Annotated in this window: 15 protein-coding genes, 1 riboswitch and 1 other annotated feature; of the genes, 7 read left to right on the top strand and 8 right to left on the bottom strand. The window is 40.2% G+C overall.

Translation table 11 applies throughout. The features are described from left to right. Positions 1-117 precede the first annotated feature (117 nt). Positions 118-1,947, top strand: coding sequence for a glycosyltransferase (locus MHH70_RS09265; RefSeq protein WP_066168441.1), 1,830 nt, complete (start codon positions 118-120; stop codon positions 1,945-1,947). Next, positions 1,940-3,685, top strand: coding sequence for a polysaccharide deacetylase family protein (locus tag MHH70_RS09260; protein ID WP_342471343.1), 1,746 nt, complete (start codon positions 1,940-1,942; stop codon positions 3,683-3,685). The genes MHH70_RS09265 and MHH70_RS09260 overlap by 8 nt, the downstream gene beginning before the upstream one ends. A 309-nt stretch (positions 3,686-3,994) precedes the next feature. Here the strand turns inward: MHH70_RS09260 and MHH70_RS09255 are convergent, their stop codons facing one another. Next, positions 3,995-5,158: a pyridoxal phosphate-dependent aminotransferase gene (locus MHH70_RS09255; RefSeq protein ID WP_342471342.1), complete on the bottom strand. Its 1,164-nt coding sequence runs from the start codon at positions 5,156-5,158 to the stop codon at positions 3,995-3,997. A gap of 77 nt (positions 5,159-5,235) precedes the next feature. Here MHH70_RS09255 and MHH70_RS09250 point away from each other — a divergent pair, with 77 nt between their 5' ends. Together MHH70_RS09250 and MHH70_RS09245 are read left to right on the top strand one after the other, a co-directional pair. Further along, the gene (locus tag MHH70_RS09250) at positions 5,236-6,045 is read left to right on the top strand and encodes a carbon-nitrogen family hydrolase (protein ID WP_107941989.1); all 810 of its coding nucleotides are present in this window, start codon (positions 5,236-5,238) and stop codon (positions 6,043-6,045) included. 530 nt (positions 6,046-6,575) lie between these two features. Next, the gene (locus MHH70_RS09245; RefSeq protein ID WP_107941990.1) at positions 6,576-7,499 is read left to right on the top strand and encodes an L-threonine 3-dehydrogenase; all 924 of its coding nucleotides are present in this window, start codon (positions 6,576-6,578) and stop codon (positions 7,497-7,499) included. Positions 7,500-7,675: 176 nt separating this feature from the next. Here the strand turns inward: MHH70_RS09245 and trpA are convergent, their stop codons facing one another. The 7 genes from trpA to MHH70_RS09210 form a co-directional block, all read right to left on the bottom strand. Then, on the bottom strand, positions 7,676-8,455 hold the full coding sequence (gene trpA / locus MHH70_RS09240) for a tryptophan synthase subunit alpha (protein WP_107941991.1): 780 nt from the start codon (positions 8,453-8,455) through the stop codon (positions 7,676-7,678). Next, the gene (gene trpB / locus MHH70_RS09235) at positions 8,452-9,639 is read right to left on the bottom strand and encodes a tryptophan synthase subunit beta (RefSeq protein WP_342471341.1); all 1,188 of its coding nucleotides are present in this window, start codon (positions 9,637-9,639) and stop codon (positions 8,452-8,454) included. The genes trpA and trpB overlap by 4 nt, the downstream gene beginning before the upstream one ends. Continuing rightward, entirely contained in the window at positions 9,636-10,250 is a 615-nt protein-coding gene (locus tag MHH70_RS09230; RefSeq protein WP_342471340.1) for a phosphoribosylanthranilate isomerase, read from the bottom strand. The genes trpB and MHH70_RS09230 overlap by 4 nt, the downstream gene beginning before the upstream one ends. Continuing rightward, positions 10,247-11,035: an indole-3-glycerol phosphate synthase TrpC gene (gene trpC / locus MHH70_RS09225; RefSeq protein ID WP_342471339.1), complete on the bottom strand. Its 789-nt coding sequence runs from the start codon at positions 11,033-11,035 to the stop codon at positions 10,247-10,249. The genes MHH70_RS09230 and trpC overlap by 4 nt, the downstream gene beginning before the upstream one ends. Then, positions 11,032-12,060, bottom strand: a complete 1,029-nt coding sequence (gene trpD / locus MHH70_RS09220; RefSeq protein WP_107941995.1) for an anthranilate phosphoribosyltransferase — start codon at positions 12,058-12,060, stop codon at positions 11,032-11,034. The genes trpC and trpD overlap by 4 nt, the downstream gene beginning before the upstream one ends. Before the next feature lie 5 nt (positions 12,061-12,065). Then, positions 12,066-12,848: a metal ABC transporter ATP-binding protein gene (locus MHH70_RS09215; protein ID WP_342471338.1), complete on the bottom strand. Its 783-nt coding sequence runs from the start codon at positions 12,846-12,848 to the stop codon at positions 12,066-12,068. Positions 12,849-12,905: 57 nt separating this feature from the next. Continuing rightward, positions 12,906-13,118 (bottom strand) — a binding site (T-box leader). A 296-nt stretch (positions 13,119-13,414) separates the two neighbouring features. Next, complete coding sequence (locus tag MHH70_RS09210) at positions 13,415-13,900, bottom strand: QueT transporter family protein (protein WP_342471337.1); 486 nt, start codon at positions 13,898-13,900, stop codon at positions 13,415-13,417. A 6-nt stretch (positions 13,901-13,906) separates the two neighbouring features. Continuing rightward, a riboswitch (PreQ1 riboswitch) is annotated at positions 13,907-13,951 on the bottom strand. A gap of 431 nt (positions 13,952-14,382) precedes the next feature. Here MHH70_RS09210 and MHH70_RS09205 point away from each other — a divergent pair. Genes MHH70_RS09205 through MHH70_RS09195 form a run of 3 tightly spaced genes read left to right on the top strand, consistent with a single transcriptional unit; the run spans position 14,383 to position 17,213 of the window. Next, complete coding sequence (locus MHH70_RS09205) at positions 14,383-15,384, top strand: ABC transporter substrate-binding protein (protein ID WP_342471336.1); 1,002 nt, start codon at positions 14,383-14,385, stop codon at positions 15,382-15,384. Between the two features lie 22 nt (positions 15,385-15,406). After that, positions 15,407-16,426 carry an ABC transporter permease gene (locus MHH70_RS09200; RefSeq protein ID WP_107941999.1) on the top strand — a complete coding sequence of 340 codons (1,020 nt, stop codon included), beginning with the start codon at positions 15,407-15,409 and terminating at the stop codon, positions 16,424-16,426. Further along, a complete protein-coding gene (locus tag MHH70_RS09195; protein ID WP_107942000.1) occupies positions 16,419-17,213 on the top strand; it encodes an ABC transporter ATP-binding protein in 795 nt (264 codons plus the stop codon). The genes MHH70_RS09200 and MHH70_RS09195 overlap by 8 nt, the downstream gene beginning before the upstream one ends. Positions 17,214-17,217 lie beyond the last annotated feature (4 nt).

The raw sequence follows: 17,217 nt of genomic DNA, 5'->3' as shown, positions 1-17,217 counted from the left end.
TGGGAGATTGCCGGTGTAACTACAACAACAAGGCAATTTCTTTAAAAAGCTCTTTACATGGATTGAACAACATTCCGAGGAAAGCGTGGATTGATTGTGGTGAAAAAGGAAATTTTGATGGTAAGAAAACAAGATAGGCGTATTTTATCGAATATTCCAGACCCGGAAAATACACGTAGCTTAGTTGACCGTCGAGGAGCTAGCTATCAGCAAGCAGAAATAGATGTAGCAGATGTGAATGAATTATTTTGGCTTCAGTCATTAAGCTTACGTTATAGTACGGCATTTCCTGTGAAAATTTTAAAGTCAGATGTTTCAGCTAAGTTTATTTGTGAGGATATTTCTGTAACTGGCATTCTCATTTCTTGTGACATATCAAATGCGTTCCAAATAGATGAGGTGATGCGAATGCGCTTCACAATACCTGATGGTGCAATGCCTGAAGGCTACGAGGCTAATGTCAAGCTAAAGGGAAGGGTTATTCGCACGTTTACAAAAGAGGTAGAGGGGCAAATTCGCTATTACTATGCATACGAATTTTTACAGCCATTGCATAAATATCTGAGCAAGAGACGCTGGGGACTGTCTGTCTTTACTGCTAGTCTCATACTGCTGGCGGCTGCATTGACGATTATGCTGATGCGGGCTGAAAGTGTAATTTATTTCAAATTTAATAAATCTTTATATTTATATAGTATGATTGCTGCTGCATTTTTGCTAAGTCGCTATTTATTTGGCATGTTTTATCGTAACTTAGTGATAAATCCTCATTATGAGCCCGGTGTATCAATTATTATTCCCGTTTTTAATGAAGAAAAATGGATTCAAAGTACAATATTAAGCTGCATAAATCAATACTATCCAGTTGACAAGCTTGAAGTAATTATCGTTGATGATTGCTCTACTGACCAAACAAAGCAAAGGGCTGAAGAAATAGCTGCTCTTATTCATCAAGAAGGTGAACGCTTTAAAACGAAAGGGCGTTTAATTGTGCATCAATTGCCACAAAACGGTGGAAAGCGTGAGGCATTAATGACAGGAGTACGTATGGCAAAGCATGATTTAGTTATTTTTGTTGATTCTGATAGTTTCTTAGAGCCTCATGCTGTACGCAATTTAGTGCAGCCATTTCAGGACCCCAAAATGGGTGGTGTAGCAGGACGCACGGAAGTAGCAAATAAATTTACCAATGCTTTAACGAAATTACAAACAGTTCGCTATTATGTTGCATTTCGTATTATGAAGGCGGCAGAATCATGGTTTGATGCAGTGACCTGTTTATCTGGCCCGCTCTCCTGCTATCGCAAGGAGCTTGTTTTGCAAAATGGAGAAGCATGGCTTAATCAAAAGTTTCTTGGGCAGCCTGCTACGTTTGGCGATGACCGTAGTATGACAAATTATATTTTAAAAACACATCGGACAGCATATCAAGATAGCGCTGTTTGCTCAACAATCGTTCCATCGAGCACAATGGCCTTTTTATCACAGCAAATGCGCTGGAAACGTTCGTGGCTTAGGGAATCATTACGGGCTTGTACATTTATTTGGAGAAAAGAGCCATTCATGTTTTTGTTTTTTATTATCGGTTTAATTGTGCCAATCGCAGCACCCATTGTCGTTGTTTATAATTTACTTTGGGTTCCTTTTACTCAAGGGATTTTCCCTAGAACGTTTCTTGTTGGTCTATTATTAATGGCAATGCTAATGAGCTTAGCGCATCTTTATTTTAAAAGAAGTAAGCTCTGGTCATTCGGTTTTATTTTTGTTTTATTTTATGAGTTTGTATTGCTTTGGCAAATGCCTGTTGCTTGGGTAACGTTTTGGAAATCAACATGGGGTACACGGGAAACGCCGCAGGATGTATTAGCGAAACAAAGGAAGCTAGAAAGAAAAGCGCGGCGCAAAGAAAAACGTCTATTAAAAGATGCGGGTGATAAAGATGAATAACAAGAAAGTAGCATTAAATGCTCAATTAAAAAATCGTAAAAAAATCATTCGCTCTATTATTCAAGCAGTTATCATTGCTTTTCTTGCAACAATTTTAATACGTACAATCTTTTTGTTAAATCAGTTTGAAGATAGCGCAATAGCAATGGGAAATACGGAAGGCTTTATTGCATTATCGTATTTTGGGGTGAGTCGTGGTGAGTCACCAAAGTACGTGACAAAAGGCAATTTAGATAAGCAATTATCGCTACTAGCAAAGCAAGGCTATGAAACAATTTCCCAGCAGGATATTATTGATTTTTATGAGCTAGGGAAGCCGCTGCCTGAAAAAGCTTTATATTTATCATTTGAGGATGGGCGTACAGATTCAAGTATTTTCGCTCAAAAAATATTAGAAAAATTGAATTATAAAGCAACGATGTATACGTATGCCAATAAAATGGATACAAAAGATACAAAATTTTTAAAGCCTAAGCATTTGAGGTTAATGGAAGATAGCGGATTTTGGGAGCTCGGCTCGAATGGCTATCGCTTAAAATATATTAATATATTTAATGATGAGGGACAGTCGTTAGGTGTTATTGATGAAAATGATGTACCTAATAAAATGATGATTGAGTATTACAATCATTATTTAATGGATTTTATTCGAGATGAATATATGATTCCTACAGAAACAAGAGCGGAGATGGAGGCACGCATTGCAGGTGACTATGAATTGATGCAGGAAATTTATATGAATACGCTTGAGGAAGTGCCAAAGGCTTATGCGATTATGCACGCCAATTCACTTTATAATAATATGGATACACTCGTGGAAAACGTCAATGACCGACATATTAAAAAATTATATAAAATGCATTTTAATTTAGAGCTAGGTGCTTATAATGACGCAGATGCAAATATTTATAATCTAAGCAGACTTCAAGTTTCACCATATTGGTCTACAAATCATTTGATGATGAAAATTCAGCAGGCGAGCAAACAGCGTGTTGAGTTTGTAATTGGTGATAAAAAGCTTGCGGAACAGTGGGAAATTTCTAATGGGGCGGCAGAGTTTTTAAATAATGAGATTATTTTAACTTCCTTGCCTTCAGAGGAAGCGACAATGATTTTACAGCAAAGGATGCCGACAGCCTATCATCTAGAATTTGATTTTCACGGAAATGTTGTCGGAGAGCAGTCGGTTTACATTTATCATAAGAATATGAGCTATATGCGTATCATGCTAAAGGATAATGAGGTAATTATTTTTGAAAAGCAACTAAATAAAACGGAGACTGAAATCGAGCGTCATTCTTTGCAGGAAATCGTGTGGAGCGGTGAAGATTATGCTTTCAATAAGGCAACGGTTTATTCCTATCATGATACACAGCAAGGCTCACGTATTGATGAAGAAGAGTATCCACGCAATTTAAAAAATCGACGTCATTTTTCGTTACAAGTAGGGCAAGGTGAAATCAAGCTCGCTGTTGATGAGGAGCTAGTAACAACGCTTGCAATTAGCGATGCAATCGAAGGTACACAAATTGGCTTCGGCGCAGCATACTCAAAAAAGGATACAACGCATGAGCAATATGCGGATGATATATACGATACAGTAATTGAAAATATAAAAATAACAGACGAGGCTCAGCAGGTTCTTTTCACAAATCAATATACAAAGGCAGCGAAAATAAAATATAACTTAGGGGCATGGTTCAATAGTTTAGTAGATTTTTTTATTAAAACTTTTTAATGTTTTATCATTTATATTGTGGAAGGAAACAATACAAGCTAAATCTTTTGCAATGTTGGAGAAAAACAAGCGCTTCTACGGGCGTATTTTGGTGTGACCGCAGAAGTGCATATGTTTTTTTACAAAAGAATAAGAAAGCAAAGGTTTTTAGCATTTGAACAGTGTTTAGGCTAAAACGCCAGCCTCTCGGTTATTTCAAGTATTCATGTAAAAGTGGTGAGCGTTTATTTTTGCATCTGTACTTTCCAATGTCTATCGGCGCTAGACGAACGCTTTTCTAATGTATGATTTTATTCGGAAATTTCCTCGTTAAAAAATATTCAGTGCGGCAATTCGCTGCATTGCCTCGCGTAGCCGCTCCTCATTTACAAGTAAGCCAACACGTACATAGCCTTCACCGAATTGTCCAAAGCCATTTCCACTAGCGACAGCAACATTCGCTTTGTTTAGTAACAGGTTAGTAAATTGCTCGCTCGTGTAACCTTCTGGCACAGGTAGCCAAGCGAAGAAGGAGCCAGCGGGAGCTTCTACCTGCCAGCCAATTTTATGGGCCTCATCAATTAATGCATTGCGTCTGTTTTCATACGTGGCGCGTAGTTGCTCGACAGCACTTTGCTCAACTGTAAGGGCATGTGCGGCTGCATGCTGAATAGCTGGGAATAGACTGCAAAATAGATGGTCTTGTAATAGCTGGATAGCTTCAATCATTTGGGCATTTCCGACCGCAAAGCCAACGCGCCAGCCAGCCATATTAAATGTTTTTGATAATGTATAAAACTCGATTCCAACATCCTTTGCACCGTCCACTTGTAAAAAGCTAATCGGCTTTTGCCCATTAAAGCCAATCGCACCATAGGCAAAGTCATGTGCAACTGCGATGTTATGCTGTTTGGCGAATGCGACTGTTTCTTCAAAAAACCCATAGGTTGCAATTGCACCAGTTGGATTGTTAGGATAGTTAATATAGAGTAGCTTTGCGCGCTCTTTTATTTCGTCATTTAAGGCGTTGTAATCAGGTAAAAATTGATTTTCTGGTAGCAAGGGCATCGTATCAAATTTCACATCTGCCAATGCAACACCTGATAAATAATCCGGATACCCTGGGTCTGGCAATAGCATATAATCACCTGGATTCATTAATGCAAGTGGCAGCTCAACAAGCCCAATTTTCGTGCCACCTACGATAGCGACTTCTGTTTTAGGGTCGATTGTCACGCCGTATTCACGTAAATAAAATGCTGCCGCTGCCTCGCGTAGCTCCTCAATTCCGCGGAATGGGGGATATTTATGGCTAAGTGGGTTTTCGGCCGTTTGCTGTAAAGCTTCAATTATATGTGCTGGTGTTGGTTGGTCAGGATTGCCTTGACCTAAATTAATAACATCTCGTCCTTCAGCGATTGCTGCATTGACGTTTTGAACGAGTGAAGCGAAAAATTGCGGTGGTAGCTGCTGTAGTTTTTTTGAAAATTCCATGCAAATCCCTCGTTTTCTGAATATAATGAAATATGGTAACCTTTTTTTTCTAAAATGTCTATATAGGAAGTGAAGCAATGAAAATAGGATGTATTCAATTAAATGTTCGCTTTGGTAAAGTCGACGAAAATTTTGAGAGAGCAGAGCAATTTATTCGTCAAGCTGCACAAGGTGGCGCTGAAATAATCGTGCTACCAGAAATGTGGAATACAGGCTATGCACTTGAAAAATTGCCCGAGCTAGCAGATGAAAATGGCGAGCGCACAAAGCAATTTTTAAGCTTTCTTGCCAAGGAACTGTCCGTTCATATTGTTGGTGGTTCTGTTGCCATTCGTGTTGGTGATGAATTTTTTAATACGATGTACACGTTTAATAAAGAAGGAGAGCTTGTTGGCGAGTATAGTAAAGCGCATTTATTCCGTTTAATGGACGAGCATTTATATTTACAGGCTGGAGATAAGCTAAATCGCTTTGCACTTGGCGATATAGAAGCAGGCGGTGTTATTTGCTACGATATTCGTTTCCCAGAATGGTTACGCTCACATGCATTACAAGGCGCTAAAGTGCTTTTTGTACCAGCGCAATGGCCTACGCCGCGTATCGACCATTGGAAAACATTATTACAGGCACGTGCCATTGAAAATCAATGCTTCGTCATAGCAGTTAATCGCATTGCAAATAAGGTAGAAAACTTCAACGGTCAATCGATGATTATTCAGCCTTGGGGCGAGGTGCTTTGGACAGGTGCGGAGGACGAAGAGTTAGCGATTATTGAAGTTGATTTTTCAATTGTTGACGAAGTGCGGACACGCATCCCAGTATACGATGACCGCAGACCAAATTTATATGAGGGAGTTGTGAAGGCAGCGTCTGAAAAGCCATTTTAAGACGACCTTTTTGTGCTGAAAGCGAAGCGACAGGTACAGAAGTTTCCCACCTTTATAGGAGACGAGATGAATGCAAGTATAAGACCGATTCCAGTTGGTGTCAAACACTCACTGATAAAGATGAACCCAGTCTAAGAACATCGCATATTAAGATAACAACTGAGTGACCAACATCTCGTGTTGGCCTAAAGCCTTCGGTGGATGTCAGGAATTTTGAATTGTGCTTGCACAATTCAAAATCCCGACATGATTAAGCGGAGGCGTAATTGAATATAGAAGCAAGGGCTATTCGAAAAGTGTACATCTTTTCGGATAGCCTCTTTTTTGTGGGGAATAGCTAAATGAAATTGCTATCCTCAAAAGCTTTCGATTTGATAGCATTTTTACATGAAAAGAAAATTAATGATTGTCTTTTTCAAAAGAACATTTTATAATTAATTTCAATAAAAGTACAAATGGACCGCGTCATTGCAATGTTTAAATGTATTTTTAGGGTGTACAAATGTATAACGCCACAGGAGGGTACGGGAATGAAAAAAATTATTGTGACAGGTGCACTTGGTCAAATTGGTTCAGAGTTAGTAGGGAAATTACGTACAATTTATGGAACTGATGCTGTTTTAGCGACAGATATTCGCGCAGCACAGCAAGATGGTCCATTTGAAATATTAGATGTAACAGACGGTAAGCGAATGCATGAGCTTGCAAAGGATTTTGGTGCAGATACGATGATTCATATGGCTGCACTGTTATCAGCAACCGCTGAAAAAAATCCTGTTTTTGCATGGAATTTGAATATGGGTGGCTTAATGAACGCATTGGAAGTATCACGTGAGCTGAATTTGCAGTTTTTCACACCAAGCTCGATTGGTGCATTCGGTCCATCTACGCCAAAGGATAATACGCCACAGGATACGTTACAGCGTCCTACAACAATGTATGGTGTCAATAAAGTAGCAGGAGAATTGCTATGTGATTATTACTTCACAAGATTTGGTGTGGATACACGAGGTGTTCGTTTCCCAGGCTTAATCTCTTACGCTACGCCACCAGGTGGGGGAACGACGGATTATGCAGTCGATATTTATTATAAAGCGATTGAAGAAGGGAAATACACATCTTATATCGCCGAAGGCACGTATATGGATATGATGTATATGCCTGATGCATTGCAGGCGATTGTTGATTTAATGGAGGCGGATGGTTCGAAGTTAGCGCATCGTAATGCTTTCAATATTTCAGCGATGAGCTTTGAGCCTTCACAAATTGCGGCAGAAATTAAGAAGCATATCCCAGGCTTTGAAATTGCCTACGATGTTGACCCGGTGCGTCAAGCAATCGCTGATAGCTGGCCAAACTCGATTGATTCATCTGCGGCAAAAGCTGAATGGGGCTTTAACGCACAATACGATTTAGCTTCAATGACTGTTGATATGCTAGGGAAATTGAAATAAGTAGGGCGTCCAAAATGCCGTGCGTTTGCTGGCGTTTTGGACGCTGTTGTTTGGTGTTATGGTGCTAGGAAGCTATGTTTGAAAATGGGAGAAACACGGACTTTAGCGGTGTTTATTCTTAGTAAAAATCAAGAGGCAACAATTTTTTTCATTGCGTTGCTAATACAAAACTGCATTCAATGGCTTTCTTTTTTTTCCTTAGAGGCGTTAACTAATGCTTCTACCGTCTGCCAATCTCCATTTGCTAATGCGTCGACAATTTTACTGCCAACGATGACACCGTCGCTAAAGCGAGCGAATTTTTTTACTTGCTCAGGTGTGGAAATACCGAAGCCCGCTAGGACAGGTAAGGAGCTGACTGCTTTCAATTTGGCGAAATGCTCTTCTAGCTCGTTTGCAAAATCACTACGTGCACCCGTAATGCCGTTAACTGTAACCGCATAAATAAAGCCTTCACTTGCTGTAGCGAGTTGTGCGATACGCTTAGTAGGGCTTGTTAAGGAGACAAGCTGCACGAGTGCGATTTGTTCCTTTTGTAATGCGCTATAAATAATTGCGCGTTCCTCTAAAGGCATATCAGGAATGATGACACCGTGAATGCCAGCTTGCTTTGCATCATATGCGAATTTTTCTGCCCCATAGGCTAAAACAGGGTTCAAATAGGTCATTGCAACGAGAGGTACAGTGATTTCATTTGCAAAGCTTGCCAATGTCGCTAAGACAGATTTTAATGTTGTACCATTTTGTAATGCGCGTTGTCCTGCTAGCTCAATTGTTGGCCCATCTGCGACAGGGTCTGTAAAGGGAATGCCGACTTCAATCGCTGTTACGCCTATTCGCTGTAAGCGTAAAATAGTTGATTTTAATGTCGCTAAGCCACCGTCACCTGCCATAATATAAGGAACGAAGGCGCGGTCACCACGTGCTAAAACCTGTTCAATTGCTTGTTGAATCATGCCTCTTTACCTCCAATCGCATCAATTAATGTATGGACATCTTTATCGCCACGACCTGATAAACAAACGACAATGATTTCATCAGCCGATTTCGACCTAGCAAGCTGAGCCGCATAATAAATGGCATGGGCACTTTCTAATGCAGGTAAAATTCCCTCTGTTTCAGCGAGCAATTTAACACCCTCCAAAGCTTCTACATCTGTCACACTTTCGTAAAGAGCACGTCCGATATCGTTTAAATAGCAATGCTCAGGTCCAACTCCTGGGTAATCAAGCCCTGCTGAAATCGAATGTGCCTCCTGTATAAAGCCGTTGTCATCCTGCAATAAATACATATAAGCACCGTGTAGTACACCTTTTTGCGCACCGTAAATCGCTGCCGCATGCTTGTCTGTAGTAAGTCCAGCACCCGCCGCCTCAACACCAATTAACTGTACATTTTGGTCTTCAACAAATGGATAAAACATACCAATGGCATTACTACCACCACCGATACAAGCGATGACCGTGTCTGGCAGCCGACCTTCCTGCTCGATGATTTGTGTGCGTGTTTCATCACCAATAACGCGCTGGAAATCACGTACAATCATTGGAAAAGGATGTGGACCAAGCGCAGAGCCTAAAATATAATGTGTATCCTCCACATTCGTTACCCAGTGACGTAAAGCCTCATTCACTGCGTCCTTTAAAGTAGCCGAGCCTTTATCGACAGCAACGACCTTTGCACCAAGCAGCTCCATACGGAAAACATTCAATGCTTGACGTTTTACATCCTCTGCACCCATATAAACGATGCATTCTAAATCAAGCAAAGCACATGCAGTAGCTGTTGCCACACCGTGCTGACCTGCACCTGTTTCAGCAACAACTTTCTTTTTGCCCATACGCTTTGCAAGGAGTGCCTGCCCAATCGCATTATTTATTTTATGTGCGCCTGTATGGTTTAAATCTTCGCGCTTTAAATAAATTTTCGCACCGCCACATTTAGCCGTTAAGCGCTCCGCAAAATAGAGAGGCGTTTCGCGCCCTACATATTGCTGCAAATAATAATGAAATAGCGCTAAAAATTCAGGGTCATTTTTGGTCTTTTCATAAGCCTGTTCTAGCTCAAGAAGAGGCGTCATTAATGTTTCGGGGACGAATTGCCCACCGTATTCACCGAAACGTCCTTTTACAGTTGTCATTGTATTGCTCCTTTCGCATTGCGAATAAATGTCTGGATTAAGGTAGCATCTTTTATACCGTTCTTTTCAACACCGCTTGACACATCCACCGCCGCTGGATGAATTAATTGAATCGCATCGGCAACATTGCTGGGCGTTAAACCACCAGCGACGATTACTTTTTCCTGTGCTATATTGGCTTTCTTTAATAAAGACCAATCGAATGTATGTCCGCTACCCCCACGAAAATCTGTGCCGGGTGCATCAAATAAATAGTATTCAACAGCAAAGGTGGCAGCCTTTTTAATATCATCAGCATTGCGCACGGAAAAAGCTTTCAATGCAGGCAAGCCGACCTGCTGAATAAAATCATTCGTTTCATCGCCGTGATACTGGATATAATCAAGTGAAACAGCTTTTGCAATGGTTTGAATAACGTCTGCCTCCTCATTAACGAAGACACCAACCTTTTTGATATGTGCAGGTATATGTTTAGCGAGCAGTGCTGCTTCCTCTATCGAAATACGGCGTTTGCTAGGTGCGAAGACGAAGCCGACAAAATCCGCCCCAGCCTTCACTGCTGCTTCGACATGCTCAGCCGTCTTTAAGCCACAAATTTTGACCATTGTCATTCTATTTCACCAGCCTTTGCTAATGGAATTTGCAATGCCTGTAAATCAGTAGCTACGTTATTGCTACGCATGAGCGATTCGCCAACAAGCACACCACAAGCCCCAGCCGCCGCTACAATTTCTACATCCTCTGGTCCCCAAATACCACTTTCGCTAATAAAGGCGATATCGTCATTTGTTAAATGCTGTGCTACCTCTGCGGTTTGTGCCAAATCAACCTCAAATGTTTTTAAATTACGGTTATTCACACCGATTATTTTTGGATTTATTTGCAATGCGCGTTGTAGCTCATCTATGTCATGCACCTCTACTAAAACATCGAGCTGTAAAGCTGTTGCATAGGCATGTAGAGAGGCAAGCTCCTCATCTGTTAAAGCAGCGACAATGAGCAAAATTACTGATGCACCAGCAGCCTTTGCATAATCGATTTGCACTGGATCAATAATAAAATCCTTGCATAGTACAGGAATATGAACAGCCTGTGCCACCGCATGTAAGTCAGCAAAAGAGCCTTTGAAAAATTTCCCTTCAGTTAAAACTGAAATACAAATAGCGCCTGCCTGTTCATAAATTTTTGCTTGCTCTACTGGTTCAACATTTGTTGCAATATCGCCCTTTGAGGGGGAGGCGCGCTTCATCTCTGCAATAATCTGAACAGTTGTAGCTTGACGCAGCCGCTCGTAAAGAGAGGGGCGTTTTACCGTTTCAGTAAAATTAGGTTTTACAGTGCGTAAATTAGCTAGTTCGGTTTTTTTATGCTCAATAATTTGAGTTAAAATCGTCATTGGATTTCCTCCTTTTGCTGCGAATAGGCAATAACCGCCTGTAATTTTTCGAGAGCACGCCCTGAAAAAATGCTATCCTTGGCGATTTCGATTCCCTCTTTAATTGTTTGTGCGGAGCCGTATGCAAAGAAACCAATTCCTGCATTGAGCAGCACTGTATCTAAATAAGCGCCCTGCTGTCCATTTAATAAATCAAGCATAATTTTTGCATTTTCCTGTGCATTCCCCCCGCGAACTGCTGACAATGGTGCAGCGCGTAAGCCGACATCCTCAGCACGTAGCTTGAACGGGATAATGTCGCCAAGGTCGAGTAATGCAAGTGTGTTTTCTCCCTCTAACGATGCCTCATCCATGCCTCTCGTGCCAGATACGACAATTGCCCGTTTGCGACCAAGCATATCTAATACTTGCGCATAATCTGTCGTAAAATGCGGGCGATTAATTCCGACAAATTGTGTTTTTAATGGGACAGGATTCGTCAAAGGTCCAACTAAATTGAAAATAGTCGGTTTGCCGATAGCCTGACGTATTGCGCCGATACGCTTTAATTTAGGATGCATATTAGGTGCGTGTAAAAAAGCGATACCATGCTGTGCAAGCAACTCAGTTGTTTCCTCTACGGAAGGAAGCAGCCGAATTTGCAGCGCCTCCAATACGTCAGAGCTACCAGCAGCACTTGATATTTTACGATTGCCATGCTTTGCCACGAGCAGACCGCCACCAGCGAGAACGAATGCTGTTGTTGTACTAATATTAAAGCTTTGCAAGCCATCGCCACCTGTACCGCAATTATCGATATAAATGCCCTCAGGCACATTAATTTTTACCGCATTATCGCGCATAATCATTGCTAGACCTGCAACCTCTTGTGCTGTTTCTCCTTTGACACTAAGGTTTATTAAAAAATCAGCAATATCCTCTGCTGCTGTTGCCTCGGAAAAAATGAACGTTGCTGCGTCCTTCATTTCATCAATCGTTAAATTTTCATTTTTTTTAACTTTCGCTATATATTGTTGTAATACCATTTGATTCACCCCTCCGTTGTAAAATCAATTTGCCCATTAAAGCCGATATAGCCTAACATAGATGGAATGTTTTTGGCTGCTTCAGCTAATGCATCAATCGAGTGAGCAGAAGGAGGGAGTTGCCCATCTTCAGCCCATCCAATCACTTCAGGAATCTTCGTTGTGACAGTACTATTTTTCACGTTAATGACGCTATTTGTCGATGAACCAATCAAGATGTCATTGGAAAACTCTACATAATATAAATAAGCTGCTCTTTGCTCTACGCGAAATGTACGGTAGTCAGCAAAAGCTTCATTTATACTGTGCATGTTGTTGCCATTTGTTAATTGTTCAATTAGTAGGTCTAAATTTGGGGCTTGCTGCTCGATTTCGATATTTGTATGAACAATCGCCAGCTCGTCTGTCATATGGTCAAAAATAATGACAGTATCATACACTTGAAACAGTACCTCATTGTCGTGAATATAACCGATAGCACCTCCCATGAAAGGGTATTCTGTATGCTGAGAAATACGCGGCATCATTTGCTTGAGTGATTGAATTAAGTCGCCATAATGCGTATAGGTTTGATTTGTTAAATGATTGATTTCCTGTAAAATATCACCGCTACCGCTATATGTTTTGCGTGGGTTTGCACCAATAAAGGAATAGCGTCCAGCCGTTTCGTGCTTCATGGCACTTTCTAATAAAAACTTTTGTGTACCTTGCAACCGATTAAAAATAATAATAGGGGTTAGACAATCGCCATTTATTTTTCGAATCGTTGTCCGTGAAAATTTTTGCATATTTTTTCCTCCTTCTAAAATAAAAAAAGTCCTCTACAAAAAGGAATTTCCTTTTTTGTAGAGGACGATAAATACCGCGTTGCCACCTCAGCTTGAAGCATATTTGCTTCCACTCAATCCCCTTATAACGTAGGGGAATTCCGTCCGTCAACAAGCTAATGCCAACAGCTCTCCTAAGGCCCATTCACAATTGTTTATGGTACATTTTCACCAGCCATGCACTCTCTCAAACATAAAACAATTGTTACTATTCTTAGTCATCAATTTTTCTCAGCTCAAACTAAACTCTACTCATCTCGTCTTATGGTGGTCGCGCTCCCGCAACCTGCTACCATGCCCGAACAAAGATGTAGTGCCATTGTAAAAGGTATGTGTAAAAAAGTCAATCAATTCTGATAAATTAGGCGGAAAAATTGCAGTTGAAAAGCATTTTCAAAGAAGGCAGTAATGGCTGCTGCAGAGGTAAAGACTTTTTTATATAAAAGCGAAGGCTATTCGAAAAGATTTTATCTTTTCGGATAGCCTTTCCTGACACAGCCTTAGAGCGCCACGCACGCGCAACAGCTTTATATTAGTTTATTAAAATCAAGTCGCTTGTTCAATAAATACATAATTGGGGCGCTAATCACTAACACGGTGAATTCACCAACTGCAACGACAAGCCAAGTTTCCCAAAATGGTAGCTCTAATACTAAATTTAATTGGAACGCAATAATAAACATTGTAAACGTAAATAGAAACGTATTGATGATTAAGCGAGCCCAAATATTTTTGACATATTTACAAATAAAAATAAAGATGCCCAGCGTTACAACAGTATGTCCTACGCCAAAAATTAAATCAATTGGTCCAACTGAAGAAAATAAAAAGTTGGAAATAAGTACGCCAAGTACGACACCAACCATGTAACGAGGGTTAAATGCCACTAAATGGTTAAACATTTCAGCAATGCGGAACTGCACTTGCCCAAAGCTAATAGGAGCAACGAGCATTGTCACTGCGATATACAGTGCTGCAATAATGGCACTCGCTGCTAAAAATTTTACCTTCATATTGAATTCCTCCTAGTTTTTTTGCGTGGGATGGTTGCGAACCACGGTGTATAAACACAAATAGATATTATAACTAAAATTTTATACTAGAGCAATAGAGAACATAAAATAATTAGTCATCTTAATTCAGTGAATGTTTTCTAGAAGGAGTGAAACTTTACCTTACGAAAAGCGGGAGTTGAGTGGCATAAAGACTTAATAACACCACTAATTTTTAAAAGACTACTAACTCGTTGTAAGCTATAAAAATAGGGTGAGAGTTAGCTGGTGCACAATTAATCAAAAAAGACATAAAAAGTTCACAATTTATAAAATGCTTTAGTTTAGCGGTTTAAAGCGTCAAATTGTAAGAATATTTATGTATTTCGTCATTGGAACATTTTTAATATTATTGACTACGTAAAAGGTCACGTGTAATATTACGATAATTATCACTTTATTCAAATGAAGTGAGGCAAGAATTATGGGGGGATTCATTTACTATGAGAAACAAACTAGCATTTTTACTTGTAGCAGTACTTTTGCTTCTAGCAGCATGTGGTACTGGCTCAGATAATCAGTCATCTACTAATACAGAGACAAACAATAATAATGCTTCAGATGAGGCAAAAACTTATAAAATTGGGGTGACACAAATTGTTGAGCACCCTTCATTAGATGCAGCATATAAAGGCTTCCAGGCGGCATTTGCGGATGCGGGTATTGAAGCAGAATTTATTTACAACACGGCAAATGGTGATAATAATGCGAATATGTCGATTGCACAAAAGCTAGTAGGAGATCAAGTAGATTTAATTTTTGCAAACTCTACACCATCTGCTCAAGCGGCAAAAAGTGCAACATCTGATATTCCGATTGTTTTCACATCTGTAACGGATGCAATGGATGCGCAATTAATAGATTCAATGGAAGCACCGGGTGGCAATGTAACAGGAACGATTGACTTACATCCAGATACTATCGCCAACACGATAGCCTTTATGAAAAACGAGCTGGGTGCAACAAAAGTCGGCACAGTTTATAATTCAGGTGAGCAAAACTCGGTTGCACAAATTGCGCAAGTGAAGCAAGCATTAACAGATGCGGGTTTAGAATTAGTTGAAGCATCAGTAGCAACATCTGCTGAGGTAAAGCAAGCAACAGAGTCATTAGTAGGAAAAGTAGACGCACTCTATATCGTAACAGATAATACAGTCGTTTCCGCATTAGAATCGGTAATCGATGTAGCAAAAGCAAACAATCTACCAACGATGGTAGGGGAGCTAGATTCAGTTGCACGCGGTGGCTTAGGTGCATATGGCTTTGAATATTACGATATCGGCTATGAAGCAGGACAGATGGCAATTAAAATTTTACAAGAGGGTAAATCGCCAAGCGAAGTACCTGCAGCATATCCTGCGAATTTAAAACTAGTAATCAATAAAGATACAGCAGATTCATTAGGCATTGAACTGGAAGATGCGTGGAATGCTGAAGTAAAATAATTTTTTTGGGAGATGATTCAATATGTTTACAGCATTATTTGGCTCAGTGGAGCAAGGAATCATCTATGCAATTATGGCACTCGGAGTGTATTTAACATTCCGAGTGTTAGACTTTCCAGATTTAACGGTTGATGGAAGCTTTGTGACAGGAGCAGCGACAGCAGCGATGATGATTGTGCTCGGCTATCATCCAATTATCGCTACATTAGTGGCAATTGTGGCTGGATTTATTGCAGGATGTATGACGGGCTTACTACACACAAAAGGAAAAATAAATCCACTGCTTTCTGGGATTTTAATGATGATCGCATTATGGTCAATTAATTTGCGAATAATGGGGTTAACTGCTGAAAATTCAATCGGACGTTCGAATATCCCTTTATTAAATGAGGGTACAATTTTTACACAGTTTTATGATTTTTGGCGTAATTTGGGTATTGATGATGCACTCAATAATATTTTGAAGAGCATGGGCATTACTCCAGTACCTTCAACATGGGGTACGTTGCTTGTCGTGATTATTATTACGGTTATTATTAAATTTATTGTGGATTGGTTCTTAAAAACAGAGGTAGGACTTGCGATTCGTGCGACAGGTGACAACAAGCGAATGATTCGTAGTTTTTCGGCTAATACAGATAAATTAATTATTTTAGGGCTAGGCATTTCGAATGCACTTGTCGCATTTTCTGGTGCTTTAATTGCGCAATATGCAAAATATGCTGATATTGGGCTTGGCATAGGGATGATTGTTATTGGCCTTGCATCGGTTATTATTGGCGAAGCGATTTTCGGCACAAAAACAATTTTCCGCACGACTTTAGCAGTTGTTGTTGGGGCAATTATTTATCGTATTATTTATGCGATTGCATTGCGTATCGATTGGCTCGATACAGGTGATATGAAGCTTATTACAGCAGTAATTGTTATTTTAGCGCTTGTCATTCCGCAAATAGTAAATAAGCGTAAACAGCAAAAAAATAAGACAAAGCGTTTAGCAGAGCGACAATTAGCCAAGCAGGGAGGTAAACCACTTGCTTAAATTAGAACAGATTAATAAAATTTTTAATGAAGGCACACCAGATGAAAAGGTAGCATTAAATGATATTAATTTATCCCTAGCTCCTGGTGATTTTGTCACAATAATTGGCAGTAATGGTGCTGGAAAATCCACAATGATGAATATGATTTCTGGTGCGTTAACACCTGATTATGGCACTGTCTCAATTGAGGATACAGATGTTACACGCTTACCAGAATATAAGCGTTCACAATATCTTGGACGTGTGTTCCAAGACCCGATGGCAGGAACTGCACCCTCTATGACGATTGAAGAGAACTTAGCCATTGCCTATTCACGCCATGCGAAACGTACTTTACGTCGTGGTGTTGACCGCGAGCGTCGAGACTTTTTCCGCACATCGCTTGAGAGGCTACACTTAAATTTAGAAAATCGCCTTAACGCAAAAGTCGGCTTATTGTCGGGCGGAGAGCGTCAAGCCTTATCGTTATTAATGGCAACATTCACAAAGCCCGCAATCCTTTTATTAGACGAGCATACCGCAGCGTTAGACCCTTCACGCGCGGAGCTTATTACCCGTTTAACAAAGGAGCTAGTAGAGGTGGATAATTTAACAACATTAATGGTCACACATAATATGCAACAAGCTTTAGATTTAGGAAATCGCTTAATTATGATGGACAAAGGGCAAATCATTTTACAAGTAGATGAGCAATCAAAACAAGGCTTAACAATTCCAGACCTAATGGCAGAATTCGAGCGCATCCGCGGTGAAAAAATGAATTCCGACCGTGCGCTGTTAGGCTAATGAT

It is taken from the genome of Metasolibacillus sp. FSL H7-0170 (genome assembly GCF_038593115.1).
In the GTDB taxonomy this organism is placed as follows: Bacteria; Bacillota; Bacilli; order Bacillales_A; family Planococcaceae; genus Metasolibacillus; species Metasolibacillus fluoroglycofenilyticus.
Note: the sequence above shows the minus strand (reverse complement) of the source record. Positions and strands in the feature narration are given on the sequence as shown.